The organism is Janthinobacterium lyxosi (genome assembly GCF_051380665.1).
In the GTDB taxonomy this organism is placed as follows: Bacteria; Pseudomonadota; Gammaproteobacteria; order Burkholderiales; family Burkholderiaceae_D; genus Janthinobacterium.
In genome coordinates, this window is record NZ_JBNYXM010000001.1 from 40,397 (window position 1) to 54,537 (window position 14,141).

The 14,141-nt window shown below is 62.8% G+C and carries 13 protein-coding genes; 10 read left to right on the forward strand and 3 right to left on the reverse strand.

What is annotated here, in order from left to right; all coding sequences use genetic code 11:
* Positions 1-5 precede the first annotated feature (5 nt).
* A complete protein-coding gene (gene dapF, locus ACQ4WP_RS00185) occupies positions 6-869 on the forward strand; it encodes a diaminopimelate epimerase (RefSeq protein ID WP_436518111.1) in 864 nt (287 codons plus the stop codon).
* 23 nt (positions 870-892) lie between these two features.
* On the opposite strand, the gene ACQ4WP_RS00190 is transcribed toward dapF, so the two are convergent.
* Complete coding sequence (locus ACQ4WP_RS00190; RefSeq protein ID WP_436518112.1) at positions 893-2,395, reverse strand: tetratricopeptide repeat protein; 1,503 nt, start codon at positions 2,393-2,395, stop codon at positions 893-895.
* A 415-nt stretch (positions 2,396-2,810) separates the two neighbouring features.
* On the opposite strand from ACQ4WP_RS00190, the gene ACQ4WP_RS00195 reads away from it, so the two are divergent.
* The 8 genes from ACQ4WP_RS00195 to ACQ4WP_RS00230 all read left to right on the forward strand — a co-directional run bounded on the left by ACQ4WP_RS00195 (position 2,811) and on the right by ACQ4WP_RS00230 (position 10,249).
* On the forward strand, positions 2,811-3,890 hold the full coding sequence (locus ACQ4WP_RS00195) for a porin (protein ID WP_436518113.1): 1,080 nt from the start codon (positions 2,811-2,813) through the stop codon (positions 3,888-3,890).
* A gap of 179 nt (positions 3,891-4,069) precedes the next feature.
* Positions 4,070-4,747 (forward strand): DUF484 family protein, encoded by a 678-nt coding sequence (locus ACQ4WP_RS00200; RefSeq protein WP_436518114.1) that lies wholly within the window; start codon positions 4,070-4,072, stop codon positions 4,745-4,747.
* Between the two features lie 7 nt (positions 4,748-4,754).
* Positions 4,755-5,702 carry a tyrosine recombinase XerC gene (locus ACQ4WP_RS00205; protein ID WP_436518115.1) on the forward strand — a complete coding sequence of 316 codons (948 nt, stop codon included), beginning with the start codon at positions 4,755-4,757 and terminating at the stop codon, positions 5,700-5,702.
* Positions 5,703-5,841: 139 nt separating this feature from the next.
* Positions 5,842-6,942 (forward strand): CobW family GTP-binding protein, encoded by a 1,101-nt coding sequence (locus ACQ4WP_RS00210; RefSeq protein ID WP_436518116.1) that lies wholly within the window; start codon positions 5,842-5,844, stop codon positions 6,940-6,942.
* Between the two features lie 481 nt (positions 6,943-7,423).
* The gene (gene dksA, locus ACQ4WP_RS00215; RefSeq protein ID WP_034753066.1) at positions 7,424-7,876 is read left to right on the forward strand and encodes an RNA polymerase-binding protein DksA; all 453 of its coding nucleotides are present in this window, start codon (positions 7,424-7,426) and stop codon (positions 7,874-7,876) included.
* Positions 7,877-8,099: 223 nt separating this feature from the next.
* Positions 8,100-8,636 carry an ATP-dependent protease subunit HslV gene (gene hslV / locus ACQ4WP_RS00220; RefSeq protein ID WP_010394217.1) on the forward strand — a complete coding sequence of 179 codons (537 nt, stop codon included), beginning with the start codon at positions 8,100-8,102 and terminating at the stop codon, positions 8,634-8,636.
* A gap of 42 nt (positions 8,637-8,678) precedes the next feature.
* The gene (gene hslU / locus ACQ4WP_RS00225; RefSeq protein ID WP_436518117.1) at positions 8,679-10,037 is read left to right on the forward strand and encodes an ATP-dependent protease ATPase subunit HslU; all 1,359 of its coding nucleotides are present in this window, start codon (positions 8,679-8,681) and stop codon (positions 10,035-10,037) included.
* 17 nt (positions 10,038-10,054) lie between these two features.
* Complete coding sequence (locus ACQ4WP_RS00230; protein WP_034753063.1) at positions 10,055-10,249, forward strand: hypothetical protein; 195 nt, start codon at positions 10,055-10,057, stop codon at positions 10,247-10,249.
* 66 nt (positions 10,250-10,315) lie between these two features.
* On the opposite strand, the gene ACQ4WP_RS00235 is transcribed toward ACQ4WP_RS00230, so the two are convergent.
* Positions 10,316-10,930 carry an outer membrane protein gene (locus ACQ4WP_RS00235; protein ID WP_436518118.1) on the reverse strand — a complete coding sequence of 205 codons (615 nt, stop codon included), beginning with the start codon at positions 10,928-10,930 and terminating at the stop codon, positions 10,316-10,318.
* Positions 10,931-11,098: 168 nt separating this feature from the next.
* On the opposite strand from ACQ4WP_RS00235, the gene ACQ4WP_RS00240 reads away from it, so the two are divergent.
* Positions 11,099-11,893: a helix-turn-helix domain-containing protein gene (locus tag ACQ4WP_RS00240; protein WP_436518119.1), complete on the forward strand. Its 795-nt coding sequence runs from the start codon at positions 11,099-11,101 to the stop codon at positions 11,891-11,893.
* Here ACQ4WP_RS00240 and ACQ4WP_RS00245 read toward each other — a convergent pair.
* Positions 11,866-14,133, reverse strand: coding sequence for a patatin-like phospholipase family protein (locus tag ACQ4WP_RS00245; protein ID WP_436518120.1), 2,268 nt, complete (start codon positions 14,131-14,133; stop codon positions 11,866-11,868). The genes ACQ4WP_RS00240 and ACQ4WP_RS00245 overlap by 28 nt on opposite strands.
* Positions 14,134-14,141 lie beyond the last annotated feature (8 nt).

The following is a 14,141-nucleotide window of genomic DNA, read 5'->3' on the forward strand; positions in this document are numbered from 1 at the left end:
AGAACATGAAACTCCACTTTACCAAGATGCATGGCGCCGGCAATGACTTCATCGTCATCGATGCCATCAATCAAGATATCGACTTCACGCCGGCCCAGTGGCAGCGTCTGGCCGACCGCCGTTTCGGCATTGGCGCCGACCAGATCCTGGTGGTGGAAAAACCGCGCCTGCCCGGCTGCGACTTCCGCTACCGCATCTACAACAACGATGGCGGCGAAGTCGAACAATGCGGCAACGGCGCGCGCGCCTTCGTCAAGTTCGTCAGCGAAAAAGGGTTATCCGACAAGGCGAGCATCCGCGTGGAAACCATGGCCGGCATCATTGCGCCCCGCCTGGAGCGCGATGGCAGCATCACGGTCGACATGGGTGCGCCCGTGCTGGAACCCGCGCTGGTGCCGTTCGATATAACAGACCTGGCTGGCGTGGCCGAGGGTAAGGACACCTTGTGGCCGCTGGACCTGGCGCTGCCCGGCCACAGTAGCCCCGTGCTGGTATCTGTCGTCTCGATGGGCAACCCGCATGCCGTGCAAGTGGTCGAGGATGTCGACGCGCAAGACCTGGAACAATCGGGCCCGCTGATCGAGCACCATCCGCGCTTTCCCCGCCGCGTCAACGCCGGCTACCTGCAGATCATCGACCGCCATCACGTGAAACTGCGCGTATATGAACGGGGCGCGGGCGAAACGCTCGCTTGCGGCACGGGCGCCTGCGCCGCTGCCGTGGCCGGCATCCTGCGCGGCCGGCTCGATTCCCCGGTGCGCATCAGCGCGCGCGGCGGAGAACTCTCGATCGCCTGGCAAGGCCCGGGCCAGCCTGTCCTGATGACGGGCCCGGCCGTAACCGTGTTCGAAGGCACGATCGAACTGTAGTCAACGCCGCAAGCCGCCTCACATCATGCCACCAGGAACTGCTGTTCCTGCGCAACACCCAGCTCGGCCAGGTAGCACTTCAGGCGGTACAGGCGTTGCCGGTAATTGCCTTCCGGCCCCGTCACGCCGCAATCGACGCGTTCGAACAGGCGCACCACCTGATCGAGCAGCTGGCGCTCCTGCGCCGTGCGGATCAATACCAGGCGCCGCTTGCCGCGCCCATGCGTGGCGCTGATATCGATCAACAAACAATGCCCCTGGTCGGCCGCATGGAGATCGAGCAGCAGCGCCTCGGCACGTGACAGATGAAAGCGGCGCGCCAGCTCCAGCCGCGCCGCCAGCAGGGGGTGGCTCTGGCCCAACTGCCGCAATTGCCCATCGGCGTGCAGGGCGGCGTACTGGCCCCAGTCGCCGGGCGCGCCGTGCGGCGCGATCTTCGCCAGCGCCGCCTCCGCTTCACTGCTGCCTTGCGCCTGCGCCTGCAGCAACCAATAGGCGGCACGCACATCGTTGTTGACCCCATCGCGGCGATTGCGCCAGGCATGCATGCCGCACTCGAGCTGGGCCGGGCCATGCCCCAGGTCGGCGGCACGCTCCAGGCAGGAATGAGCTTCGACCACATTGCGCTGGGAAAACTCCGGTTTTGTATAGATGCGCGACAGCACAAACCAGGCTTCGGCCAGGCCTTGCTCACCCGCCTGCGTCAGCCAGCGCACGGCACGCTTGAAATTGGCCGCGCCGTTGCGCGTGGCCAGTCGCTGGCCATGCGCATCCATGCGCGCATAGCCGAGTCCCAGCTCCAGCTGCGCCGTGCGGTCACCGCCATGCGCGGCCAGCTCGCAACACTGCCAGCCCTCGGCATCGCCGCCAGGCGCCAGTGCCTGGGCGCAACGCGACAGCAACAGCACCTGCTGCGCGTCGAGGGCGATCGTACGCGCACCGGCCGCCGCCTGGCGCTGTAACAGCTCGCGCGCCAACGGCAAGCCTTGCGACAGGAAGCCCGCATGGTTGCCCTGGCTCCAGGCCTGCTCCAGCCAGGCGTGCAGCGGCGCGTCACCATTGATGGCGGGCTCGCCAGCGACGCTAGTATCCGGCCCGGGCGCTGCGGACGATCCTTCTTGCATGGATAGCAACCATTGCGCATCGGGCAAGCCGGCGCGCACGGCGGCGTCCAGCGCCACGCGCGCCTTGGCGCGCAAGGTTTCACAACTGCTGGCGGCGTTGCCCAGCACCAGTTGCGCCAGCACCAGGCCCGCCTGCACCAGGCCAGCATCGAACGCCTGCGCGTAATACGGAATCAGCGTCTTGGCTGCCGGTTGCGCCACGTCGAAAGGCACATGCGTGCCAATCAGCAAGCACGCTTCCTGGCTATCCTCCTGGGCCGCCCGCGCCAGCCAGTGCAAGGCGGTCGGCAAGCTTTGCGGCACACCGTGTCCAAACAGATACAGCCGTCCCAATGCCAGCTGGCAAGCCACATCGCCCGCGCGTGCGCCCTTGATCAATCCTAATGTTTCGCGATTTGCCATCGATTCTCGATATTGAGTCAATGATTCTAATAATAGTGCGTCGTCTCCGGGCCCATCCGTGCAGGCCGTCCCTTAGTGTAACGTCCTTGTGTCATAAATCCGCCAAAGCCCGCTTAAGAACTTGATTCAACGCAACAATCTCCGGGCCAGAACACGCCAAGATGGCAAGGCGCCGCCACCGTGGCGATGGGAGAACGCTGGCCATCGGCGCCGGGTCGGCAGAAACCGCGCGTTACAAAAATACAACAGGGCCATGGATTTATGACGCTTTTCACCAATCTTTTCACGCATATTTGACCAATCCCGCACGTCTTGCGCGCCGACGAATTAAGGTTCATTCATCGAAACGCGGCAGTTAGCGCATTTCAATCTGCTCGGATCTCGGACGGAACTCACTTTTAATAGGGAATAAGACATGAAAAAATCACTCGTTGCCCTCGCACTCTTCGGCGCCTTTGCCGCAACCGCACAAGCGCAGTCGTCCGTCCAAATCTACGGCACGATCGATGCTGGCCTGGGTAAAGCGACAGGTTCCACCACTGCCGTCACCAAACGCGACAACAACAAGCTGGGCTTCAAGGGCACGGAAGATCTGGGCAATGGCTTGAAAGCTATTTTCCAACTGGAAATTCGCTATGAATCCGATACCGGTACCGTAGAAAACACCTCGGGCGCCAATTCGCGTCCGCTGTTCCAGGGTCAAAGCCGCGTCGGCCTGCAAGGCGACTTCGGTACCGTGCGCCTGGGCCGTGGCCTGACCGCTTTCCAGGAAACGAGCACCGGTTTCGAACCATGGTCGGGCATGCCTACGCCAGCCGGTTTCCAGACCGACCTGACCGTGGCCGGCTACACCAGCGATCCGCTGAGCGCGCCAGGCAACTCGCGTAACCGCTTCTCGAACGCCGTGTTCTACAACTCGCCAGTCATCAGCGGCTTCCAGTTCAACGCCACCGTGGCCGCCAAGGAAGCGAACAACAACGCCGCCGTCGCTGCCACCGTGCGCAACCTGACGACGAATGCCACCGGCAACTTCGCCCTGCCAGCCAACGTGGTGCCAGCATCGAACCCGTACTCGGTGTCGGCAACCTACAACTACGCCCAGTTCGCCGCCATGGCTGCCTACGAGCGTAACGGCCTGCAAGCCAAGCTGTGGTCTGTTGGCGCATCGTTCAATCCGATCGCGGAATTGAAACTGATGGCAACGTACCAGCACCAGGATGACGGCAATTTCAAAATCGTCAATACCGACACCAAATCGTGGGTGCTGGGCGCGAACTATGACGTCGGCCCAGGCAAGATCCGCGCTGGCTACGGTCAAAAAACGCCGGACGGCGTCGCCAAGACCAAGCAGGCATCGCTGGGCTACGACTACAATCTGTCGAAACGTACCTACCTGTACGCAGATATTTCGAACAAGAAATCGGCCAGCGTCGCCAACTACAACAACACCACCTCGGTCAACTACATCGGTCTGGGCGTACACCACAACTTTTAATGGCCCGCCTGTCACCGTCCACGGGTGACAGCTGACCAGGAAATGCAAGGCGGCATGGGCAACCATGCCGCTTTTTTCATGCGCGCGCGGAAAATGCATCGGCGTCCTGCCCTTTGCGCCTATGCCGCCGCACTCTCGGTTAGAATGAAGTGTTCATCCTTCACTGACAGACATTCTCAATGACCGCCACACTCGATTCCAGCACCGTCGCCCAGTACCTGAGCGAGCACCCGAATTTCTTCGAAGAGCATACCGCCCTGCTCGGCGAGGTCAAGCTGAGCAGCCCGCTGACGGGACGCACCATCTCGCTGCAGGAGCGGCAAATGGAAGTGATGCGTGACAAGTACAAGGCGCTCGAACTGCGCATGTCCAAGCTGAGCCGCCTGGCCGAGGAAAATGGCGACATCGCCAGCAAGTTCCACGGCTGGAACCAGGCCATGCTGCAAGTGCGCAGCGATGCGGCCATGCCGCGCGTGCTGGTCGATGCATTGCAAAGCAATTTCGACGTGCCCTATGTCAGCCTGCGCCTGTGGCAAGTGCTGCCGGAACACGCCAACGGCTGGTTCACGGAAGATGTCACGGCCGACGTGCGCATGTTCGCCAACAGCTTGCAAGCGCCGTACTGCGGCAGCAACCGCGATTTCGAAGCCGTGCATTGGTTGCAGGCCGACAAGATCGAATCGACCGTCATGATCGCCCTGCGCGCCCCCGGCACCACGGGCACCTTCGGCTTGCTGGTGCTCGGTTCGCCCGACAGCGAACGCTTTACGTCCAGCATGGGCACGGACTTCCTCGTGCACATTGGCGCTACGGCCAGCGCCGCCCTGGCCGCGCTGCGCGCCGGCTCACCTGCCTGAGTCAGCCATGGACCAGGCGCGCGGCAAGGCCGATTGGCTCGACGCCTATCTGGCGCAGCTGGCCACGCAGCGCAAGCTGTCGCCGCATACGCTGGATGCCTACGGGCGCGACTTGCGCGCCTTGCTGGAACTGAGCGGCAATACGCCCTGGACCGCGCTGGCCCACAACGAAATACGCCGCTACACGGCCAAGCTGCACAGCGGCGGCCTCGACCCGCGTTCGATCGCCCGCAAGCTGTCGTCGTGGCGAGGCTTTTTCAACTGGCTCAGTGGCGAGACCAAGCTCGACGCCAACCCTGTCGACGGCATCCGCGCCCCCAAGCGGGCCAAAACATTACCGAAAGCCCTGTCGGTGGACGATGCCGTGCGACTCGTGGCGCCCGCGCAACACCAGCAGGGTAGCGCCGAGCCGGAGCAGCTGTGCAACCGCGCCATGTTCGAGCTGTTGTATTCGAGCGGCTTGCGCGTGTCCGAACTGACCAGCCTGGACACCCATTACTGCAAGGCCGAGGACGGTCAGCCTGCCTCGCTGGGCTGGCTTGACATGGCCAGCTTCGAAGTCATCGTCACGGGCAAGGGCAGCAAGATGCGCAAGGTGCCCGTCGGCAAGGCAGCCCTCGTCGCGCTGGCCAGCTGGCTGGCCGTGCGCCCGCCCGCCAGGGATGGCAGCGCCGCCCTGTTTCTTAGCACGCGCGGCACGCGCATCTCACCGCGCGTACTGCAGCTGCGCCTGAAGGCGCACGCGCTGGCCACCGGGATTCCCGCCAACGTGCACCCGCACGTGCTGCGCCACTCATTTGCCTCGCACGTGCTGCAATCGTCGGGCGACTTGCGCGCCGTGCAGGAAATGCTGGGCCATTCCAGCATCACCTCGACCCAGGTCTACACGGCCCTCGATTTCCAGCATCTGGCGCACGTGTATGACGAGGCGCACCCGCGCGCCAAGCTCAAGTAGGCAACCGCGCCAGTAGACCAGCCTGATCCATATCAAGCGGATGGGCGCGCATTTGCAAGCTTTTGCAAAATTCCGGCATAATCGTCCGCATTCTTCCGCTTGCGCGGCGGCACCACCGATTACAGCATAGGCATCCTTCATGGCACTGATTCCAACCACCATCCTCACCGGTTTCCTGGGTGCAGGCAAAACCACCTTGCTCAACCGCATACTGCAGGAAGACCATGGCATGCGCATCGCCGTGATCGAAAACGAATTTGGCCAGGAAAACATCGATAATGAAATCCTGGTGCAAGATAGCAACGAACACATCATCGAGATGAACAACGGCTGCATCTGCTGTACCGTGCGCGGCGACCTGATCGTGGGCTTGACGGAACTGGCGCGCAAGCGCGACGCCGGCTTGCTGGCGTTCGACCGCGTCGTCATCGAAACAACGGGCCTGGCCAATCCCGGCCCCGTGGCGCAAACCTTTTTTGTCGATGAAGAAGTGGGCAGCCACTACATGCTCGACGCCATTATCACGGTGGTCGATGCCCGCCATGCGATGAAGCAACTCGATGAATACGAGGAAGCCCAGCGGCAAGTGGGCTTTGCCGACAAGTTGCTGCTGTCGAAAACCGACCTCGTCAGTGAAGAGGACGTGACCACCCTGACGCGCCGCCTGAAGCGCATCAATCCCCGCGCCCCCATCGCCAAGGTCGATTTCGGCCGCGCGCCGCTGGCAGAAGTGCTCGACATCCGCGGTTTCAACCTGAATGAAAAGCTGGAACTGGACCCGGATTTCCTGGCCACGGAAACGGCGCACGTCCACGACCACGACAAAGCGCACGAGCACGATCACGATCACGCACATGAACACAAGCATGAGCACGCACATGAGCACAGCGACGCCTGCGCCACCGATTGCGGCCATGTAGACCACCACCATGCGCAGCACAGCGACGATATCGCCGCCTTTGTTTTCAAGAGCACGCAACCGTTCGACAGCGCCAAGCTTGACGAGTTCCTCGGCGGTCTGGTGCAAGTGTATGGCCCGCGCATGCTGCGCTACAAGGGCGTGCTGCTGATGCAGGGTGCCGAACGCAAGGTGGTATTCCAGGGCGTGCACCAACTGATGGGCAGCGACCTGGGTGCCAAATGGGGCGAGAATGAAGTGCGCGGCAGCAAAATGGTGTTTATTGGCAAGAATCTACCAAAAGACATTTTTATTCGCGGACTCGAACAATGTTTGGTATAAACTAGCCGGGTTTTGCAAAGTATTCTTTGCAAAGCAGAAACAAAAGGGAAAGTTAAGCACGCTTTCCCGCTGTCCGACACCCATCTTGCTGGTATAAACCAACAAGTAGCCGTCTCTGATCGGCTAGGCAACAAATCGGGATGGCAATATAAAGCAAAGCGTGCCAAAATCAGCGACGAAAACGGCCCATGTCGTTCGCCTGTCATGAAATGCTGGCAAACTGCCGCTGGCCGCATGCCAGGCATGCAAGCGATCCACCCAACACGCCCGTTGTCGCGCGCATAGCGCGACCGGCATAGAGCGGTAAAAAGTTATCAACATGGCACCTTAGCCGGCCGGTAGTCCTGGCTTTCGCCGGCAAGCCAAGGTCGCACGCAGTACAGCGGGACAGCAATGCCAAGCGGAACCTGTACAGTTGCTCGGTATCGCCGCATCAACTGATCAATTTGAAAACTCTGTCGTATCGAAGGTAAGCGAAGTTATGACCAAAACTAATAAATCGACCCCGGCCGCCAACCAAGACATCCCTCTCATCAGCGAAGATCAAATTCGCGCCATGAGCGAAGATGACTACATGAATCCGGCACAACTGGCATTCTTCAAGGCGCGCCTGCAGCAGCTCGAAAAAGACTTGCTGAAAAACGCCGGCGAAACCACGGAACACTTGCGTGAAACCGTGCTCGTACCGGATCCTGCCGACCGCGCCACCATCGAGGAAGAGCATGCGCTGGAACTGCGCACGCGCGACCGCGAGCGCAAACTGCTGAAGAAAGTGCAGCAATCGATCGCCAGCATCGACGCCGGCGACTATGGCTGGTGCGAAGAAACGGGCGAGCCTATCGGCATCCCGCGCCTGATCGCCCGTCCGACCGCCACCCTGTCGCTGGAAGCCCAGCAACGGCGTGAACTGAAGCAAAAGCTGTACGGCGACTGATCGCCCCGCCCCTTGCGGGGCCGCCCCGGCGGCCCCGCAAGGGCGATAAAAAAAGCACACAACCTCGGTTGCGTGCTTTTTTTTCGTCCCGCGCCGACTACACTGAAGCAAGCACGGCAGCGGCAAGTGCCGCTTGCAATTGCCTTTTCCATCCCCACTTTTGAACCATGGGCGCGCAAGCGCATGACGCTGCACGCATCGGCACGAATCTTTTGAGGTCACTATGGAACAATTTCACGGCACCACCATCCTCTGCGTCCGGCGCGGCAAGCAAGTCGCCCTGGGCGGTGATGGCCAGGTAACTTTGGGCAATATCGTCATGAAGGGCACGGCCCGCAAAGTGCGTAAGTTGTATCAGGGCAAGGTCCTGGTGGGCTTTGCCGGCGGCACCGCCGACGCCTTCACCCTGCTCGACCGTTTTGAAGGCAAGCTGGAAAAACACCAGGGCAATCTGCTGCGTGCCTCCGTCGAACTGGCCAAGGACTGGCGCACCGACCGCGTGCTGCGCCGCCTGGAAGCGATGCTGCTGGTGGCCGACAGCGAGTCGACCCTGGTCATCACGGGCAATGGCGACGTGCTGGAACCGGAAGACGGCATCGGCGCCATCGGCTCAGGCGGCACCTATGCCCAGTCGGCCGCCAAGGCGCTGCAGGAAAACACGGACTTGTCGCCGGCCGAAGTGGTCAAGAAATCGCTGACCATCGCCGCCGAGCTGTGCATCTACACGAATATGTCCCACATTATCGAGACCTTGGACTAAACCTGAGCGCGCCCGAGCAAAGCATAGAAAGCCATTATGATCATGAACATGACCCCGTCGGAAATCGTCACCGAACTCGACAAGCACGTGGTGGGCCAGGCCAAGGCCAAGCGCGCCGTCGCCATCGCCCTGCGCAACCGCTGGCGCCGCCAGCAGGTGGCCGAACCCCTGCGCCATGAAATCACGCCCAAGAATATCCTCATGATCGGCCCCACGGGCGTCGGCAAGACGGAAATCGCGCGCCGCCTGGCCAAGCTGGCCGAGGCGCCGTTCATCAAGATCGAAGCAACCAAGTTCACGGAAGTGGGCTATGTGGGGCGCGACGTCGACACCATCATCCGCGACCTGATCGACATCGGCATCAAGCAGACGCGCGCGCTGGAAATGAAAAAAGTGCGCGCACGCGCCGAAGATGCGGCGGAAGACCGCGTCATCGACATCCTCGTACCGCCGGCACGCGACTTCGGCTTCACGCCGAATACGCCAGCGGCCGTGGACAGCGGCAGCGGCAGCGGCGACAGCACGCGCCAGACCTTCCGCAAGCGATTGCGCCAGGGCGAGCTCGATGACAAGGAAATCGAGATCGAGCTGGCCGAGGCTGGCCCGCAGATGGAAATCATGGCGCCACCGGGCATGGAAGAAATGACGGAACAGATCAAGTCCATGTTCTCGGGCGTGGGTGGGCAGCGCAAGAAGGCGCGCAAGGTCAAGATCCGCGAAGCATTAAAACTGCTGGTCGAGGAAGAAGCGGCCAAGCTGGTCAACGAAGATGAGTTGAAACAGAAGGCCATCCAGAACGTCGAGCAGAACGGCATCGTCTTTTTGGACGAGATCGACAAGATCGCTTCGCGCTCGGAGTCCGGCGGCGCCGACGTCTCGCGCGCGGGCGTGCAGCGCGACCTGCTGCCACTGGTCGAGGGCACGACCGTCAACACCAAGTACGGCATGATACGCACGGACCACATCCTGTTCATCGCCTCGGGCGCCTTCCACCTGGCTAAGCCGTCGGACCTGATTCCCGAACTGCAGGGACGTTTCCCCATCCGCGTGGAGCTGGAATCGCTGTCGATTTCGGACTTCGAGCGTATTTTGACCAGTACCGACGCTTGCCTGACGATGCAGTACGAAGCCTTGCTGGCGACGGAAAACCTGACCTTGAAATTCGCGCCGGAAGGCATCACGCGCCTGGCGGAAATCGCCTATTCGGTCAATGAGCGCACGGAAAACATCGGCGCGCGCCGTCTGTACACAGTGATGGAAAAACTGCTGGAAGAAGTGTCGTTTACGGCCAGCGAAGGCAGCAGCAGCACGGAAAACCTGCTGCTGATCGATGCCGCGTATGTCAACGAGCGCCTGGAAGCGCTGTCGGTCAACGAGGACCTGTCGCGCTACGTGCTGTAGTCAGGGAGGGGAAACCGATGGCAAACAAGGCATTGGCGACGCGGCAGAAAATGCAGTTCCGCGTCGAACCCTCGCAAAAACCGCGCAATCCGGTCGCCACGGCCGCCTTGCAGCGCGCCGCCGGCGCGCACGTGAAAACCGTTTCCGGCCAGCGCCAGCAGGAAAAACGCCTGCTGGCGAAGCTGCTGCTGAAGGTAGAAACGGATAAATAGGCCGCCCGCGGACACCCCGTTGCTTGGGGCGTCCGCCATCAGGCCATCATTGCCGGCCGCCTGCCGTCAGAAACGGTAGGACGCGCCCAGCGAAAACATGTCGACCTTGGTCGTTTGCCTGTCGTTGTACTTCACAGGTACGCGGTCCCAGTCGAGGTGCAGCGACCAATTCCTGTTCAGCGCATATGCCGCGCCGACGCCATAGATCAAGCCGATCTTGTCCTTCTTGTCCGAACCGCCGCCCAGATAATCGACCTTGCCCTGCGTATAGGCCGCGCCGGCGCGTCCGCTCAGGCTGAAGGCATCGAACTGGTAGGCGAGCACGCCTTGCATGCCGATGCCGGTGAACTTGCCACGGCCGGCGCGCTTGCCGGCGCCCGTGTCGAAGCCGGATTTGACTTCACCGCCCAAATACCCCACCAGTTCAACCGAAGGCAGGGCCACGCCGCCCTGAAACGGCAGCGCGTCGAAACTGTAACCCAGGTAGGCCTTGCCATTGCGCTTGCTGCTTTTGTCGCAATCGCCTTGTCCTGGCACGCAATCGAGGCCGCTACTGGCGCGAAAGCCATAGCTGGCGCCCGCATAGAACGGCCCCGTTGCCGGTTCCGCCGCCGCGGCATGCAGGGGAGCGATGGCGGCCAGTGCCAGCACCGCCGCTGGAAAATGAAATTTGGAGAACATGGATAACCTCTACAAGTGGATGGATTGCCTGGTTGTAGCGCGCTGCGCGAGCCACAAGCGGGAGTGTCATCTCTTTTGCCGAGAAGTACTATCACCTTGTGCAAAGTGCCATTTACGGCTACATTCGGTACCGTCATCCGCTACCAAACTTGTAAAAAAGGATATCTCGTGAGTTCACCTGAACTGGTTTTGCGCGTGCTGCGCACCCAATTGCGCGCCGCCGGCATCACGTATAAGGTATTGGCCGAACGCATCGCCATGAGCGAGTCGAGCGTCAAGCGCATGTTTGGCCAGCACGACATGTCGCTGTCGCGCCTGGCCCTGATCTGCAAGGCCTCGGGCATCGCCATGGAAGACGTGCTGCGCGGCGCGGCCGACATCACGCCGCATGCCGACACGCTCACCCTGGTGCAGGAAAAATCGCTGGTGGCGCATCCGCGCTTGCTGCTGGTGGCGATCTGCTGCCTGGGCCACTGGAGCCTCGAGCAGGTGGTGGAAACGTATGCGCTGACGCAGGCCGAATGCATCGGCTGCCTGGCCGAACTGGACCGGCTGGGTTTGATCGAGCTCAAGCCGCTGAACCGCTACAGCCTGCGCGTCTCGAACGCCTTCCACTGGCTGGCCGACGGCCCGGTGCAGCAGTACTTCCGCGAACACGTGGTGGCCGATTATTTCAGCGGGCATTTTGACGGCGCCGGCGAAACCCTGATGTGCATCCCGGCGCGCCTGTCGCTGTCGAGCGCGCAAGAACTGGTGCAAAAGATCCGCCAACTGGCCGAAGAACTGGCGCGGCTGCACCAGAACGACCGGCGCCTGGCGCCCGCCGAGCGCGACGGCTTTACCCTGCTGCTGGGCTTTCGCTCATGGGAATTTGCCGCCTTCACGGCCCTGCGCCGCAGCACGGCGGCCGCCTCGTCCGCCGCGCCAGGCGCCGTTTACCAGACCGGTCCCAGGAACAGATAGAAGGTGCTTTCGCCGCCCTTCGACGCGCCCGATGCCACGTACACGGGACCGAAGCGCGTATCGACGGAGATGAAGGCGCTGCTGGCCTGCGTGAACTTGCTGGCTTTCCAGCGCTCGCTTTGGTCGAAGCCGCCGCCCATTTCCAGCGAAAAACCGGCCCGCACGACGCCGCCCAGAGTGCTGGGCAAGGAACCGATGCGGCGCGCCATCACGAAGCGCGCGAAGGCGATACTGCGTCCTCTCACCGAATCAAATTCCGTGCCGGACAAGCGCAGGAAACCACCGAGATTGAGCGGCGCTTCGTCACGCTGTGAGCGCGCCCATTCGCCATACACGTGACCGGCCCAGTTGCCGCGGCCAAAAGCCTTCAACCCCGTGATGGACGATTGGCCCAGGGCCGCCTCGCCCGCCCCCGTGGTCGTATCGCGCGCCCAGGTAGCCTCAAGCAAGACGCCGCGCGTGGGAAAGCCCGGCGAATCGAGCGTATCGGCGCGAAATCGCACGAACTGCGTGGTGCCCAGCGCGCGCGACTCCGGCTGCGTAGGGTCGGCCGGAATCGCCAGCTTGCCCTTGACTTCCGTACGAGCGACGCCGAACTGCAGATCGCCCCAGGTACCGAACTGGCGTCCCAGCACCAGTGCAGCTGTCTGGCCGTTATAGGCCAGGCGGGCGCTGCGCCGGCCCTGGTCGAACAAATCCATCGCCGACGAGGTGTATTGCAGCTGCGGCGCGATATACCACGGGTTGCCGGCGCCCAGCGGTTGCCAAAACTGCACGCCATAGCCGCGCGTATTACCGATCTGCGCCGTGGTGCGCAACTCGCCGCCCCAGCTGTTCAGGTTCGAGCGCGCATGCAGCAGCTTCAGGGCGAAATTATTGCTGTCCCTGAAATCGCTGGCCAGTTCCAGGCCCACGCGCAGGCGGTTGCTGGCCCACGGCGCTTCGACCGCCTTGATGGTGACGGCGCGCTGGTCGCCGGCATCGACCACGTCCGTCTCCACGCGCGCCACATCGCCGCGGCCATACAGCCTGGCCGCCGCCTTGAGCACATCTTCCTGGCTGACGGCCTGCCCTTCCACCAGGCCCGATTGCGCCTGCAGGATGCGCGGATTGATGTCGCCTTCGCTCTCCACGGCCAGGCGCGTGAGCGGCAAGGCCACGTCCAGCAAGGCCGGCGCGGCCAGGCGCAGCTGCTCGCGCGCCGCATACTGTTCCGGCGGCAGGGCCAGCGGCGCCAGGCGGGCGGCCAAGGCCTGCGCCGCCTGCTCGCCGGCGCGCATGGCACGCGCATAGTTTTCAAAGTCGAGGAAACTCACGCCCGTCAAATCCGGCGCCACCAGGATATCCTGCGCCTGCAATTCCTTGAGCGAGCGCTGCACGTTCTGCTCCGTGAGGATTTGCAGCATCTGCTGCGCCACGCCGATGGCGCTGCCCAGGTCTTTTTCCGGCGCCAGCGGCGTGCCCACGTTGACGGCGATGATGATGTCGGCGCCCATGGCGCGCGCCATGTCGACGGGCAGGTTGCGCACCAGGCCCCCATCGACCACCAGCCGGTTATTCACGCGCACGGGCGCAAACACGCCCGGCACGGCCAGCGATGCGCGCATCGACAGGAACAGGGGCGTGTCGACCAGTTCCACCAGCTCGCCATTCACCAGGTCAGAGGCCACCGAGCGGAAGGGCAGCGGCAGCTGGCTGGCGGGGCGGTCGCGCATGCCGGCCGGCAGCAGACGGTTCAAGGCCATCTCCAGCGCCGCATTGCTGGCCGCGGCCGGCGGCGTGGAAATGCCATTGCGGCTCACGCCAAATTCGATGCGCGACGGCAGCAATAAATCTTCCTCGCGGCGGCGGAAAGCCAGCTCGTCGCGCGGCGGCCGGTCGGCCACCACGCGCGCCCAGTTAGTCTCGCGCGCCATCTTTTCCAGGTCCGCCACGGAAGCGCCGGCCGCATACGCGCCGCCCACCACGCCGCCCATACTGGTGCCGACCACCATGTCGATCGGCACATGCAGCTCCTTGAGCACTTTCAGCACGCCGATATGCGCCAGGCCGCGCGCGCCACCGCCCGACAGCACCAACGCGATGCGCGGGCGCGCCGGTACAGGCGGGGGGACGGCAAGGGTGGAAACGGAGGTAGAAGTAGTGGCGGCTGTGGCAGCGGGGACGTCGGCTGCGACAGCTGGCGGCAAGGCGCACAGCGCCGCCACGCAGCCCGCCAGGACGGCACGGATCGAGAACATGAAGACTC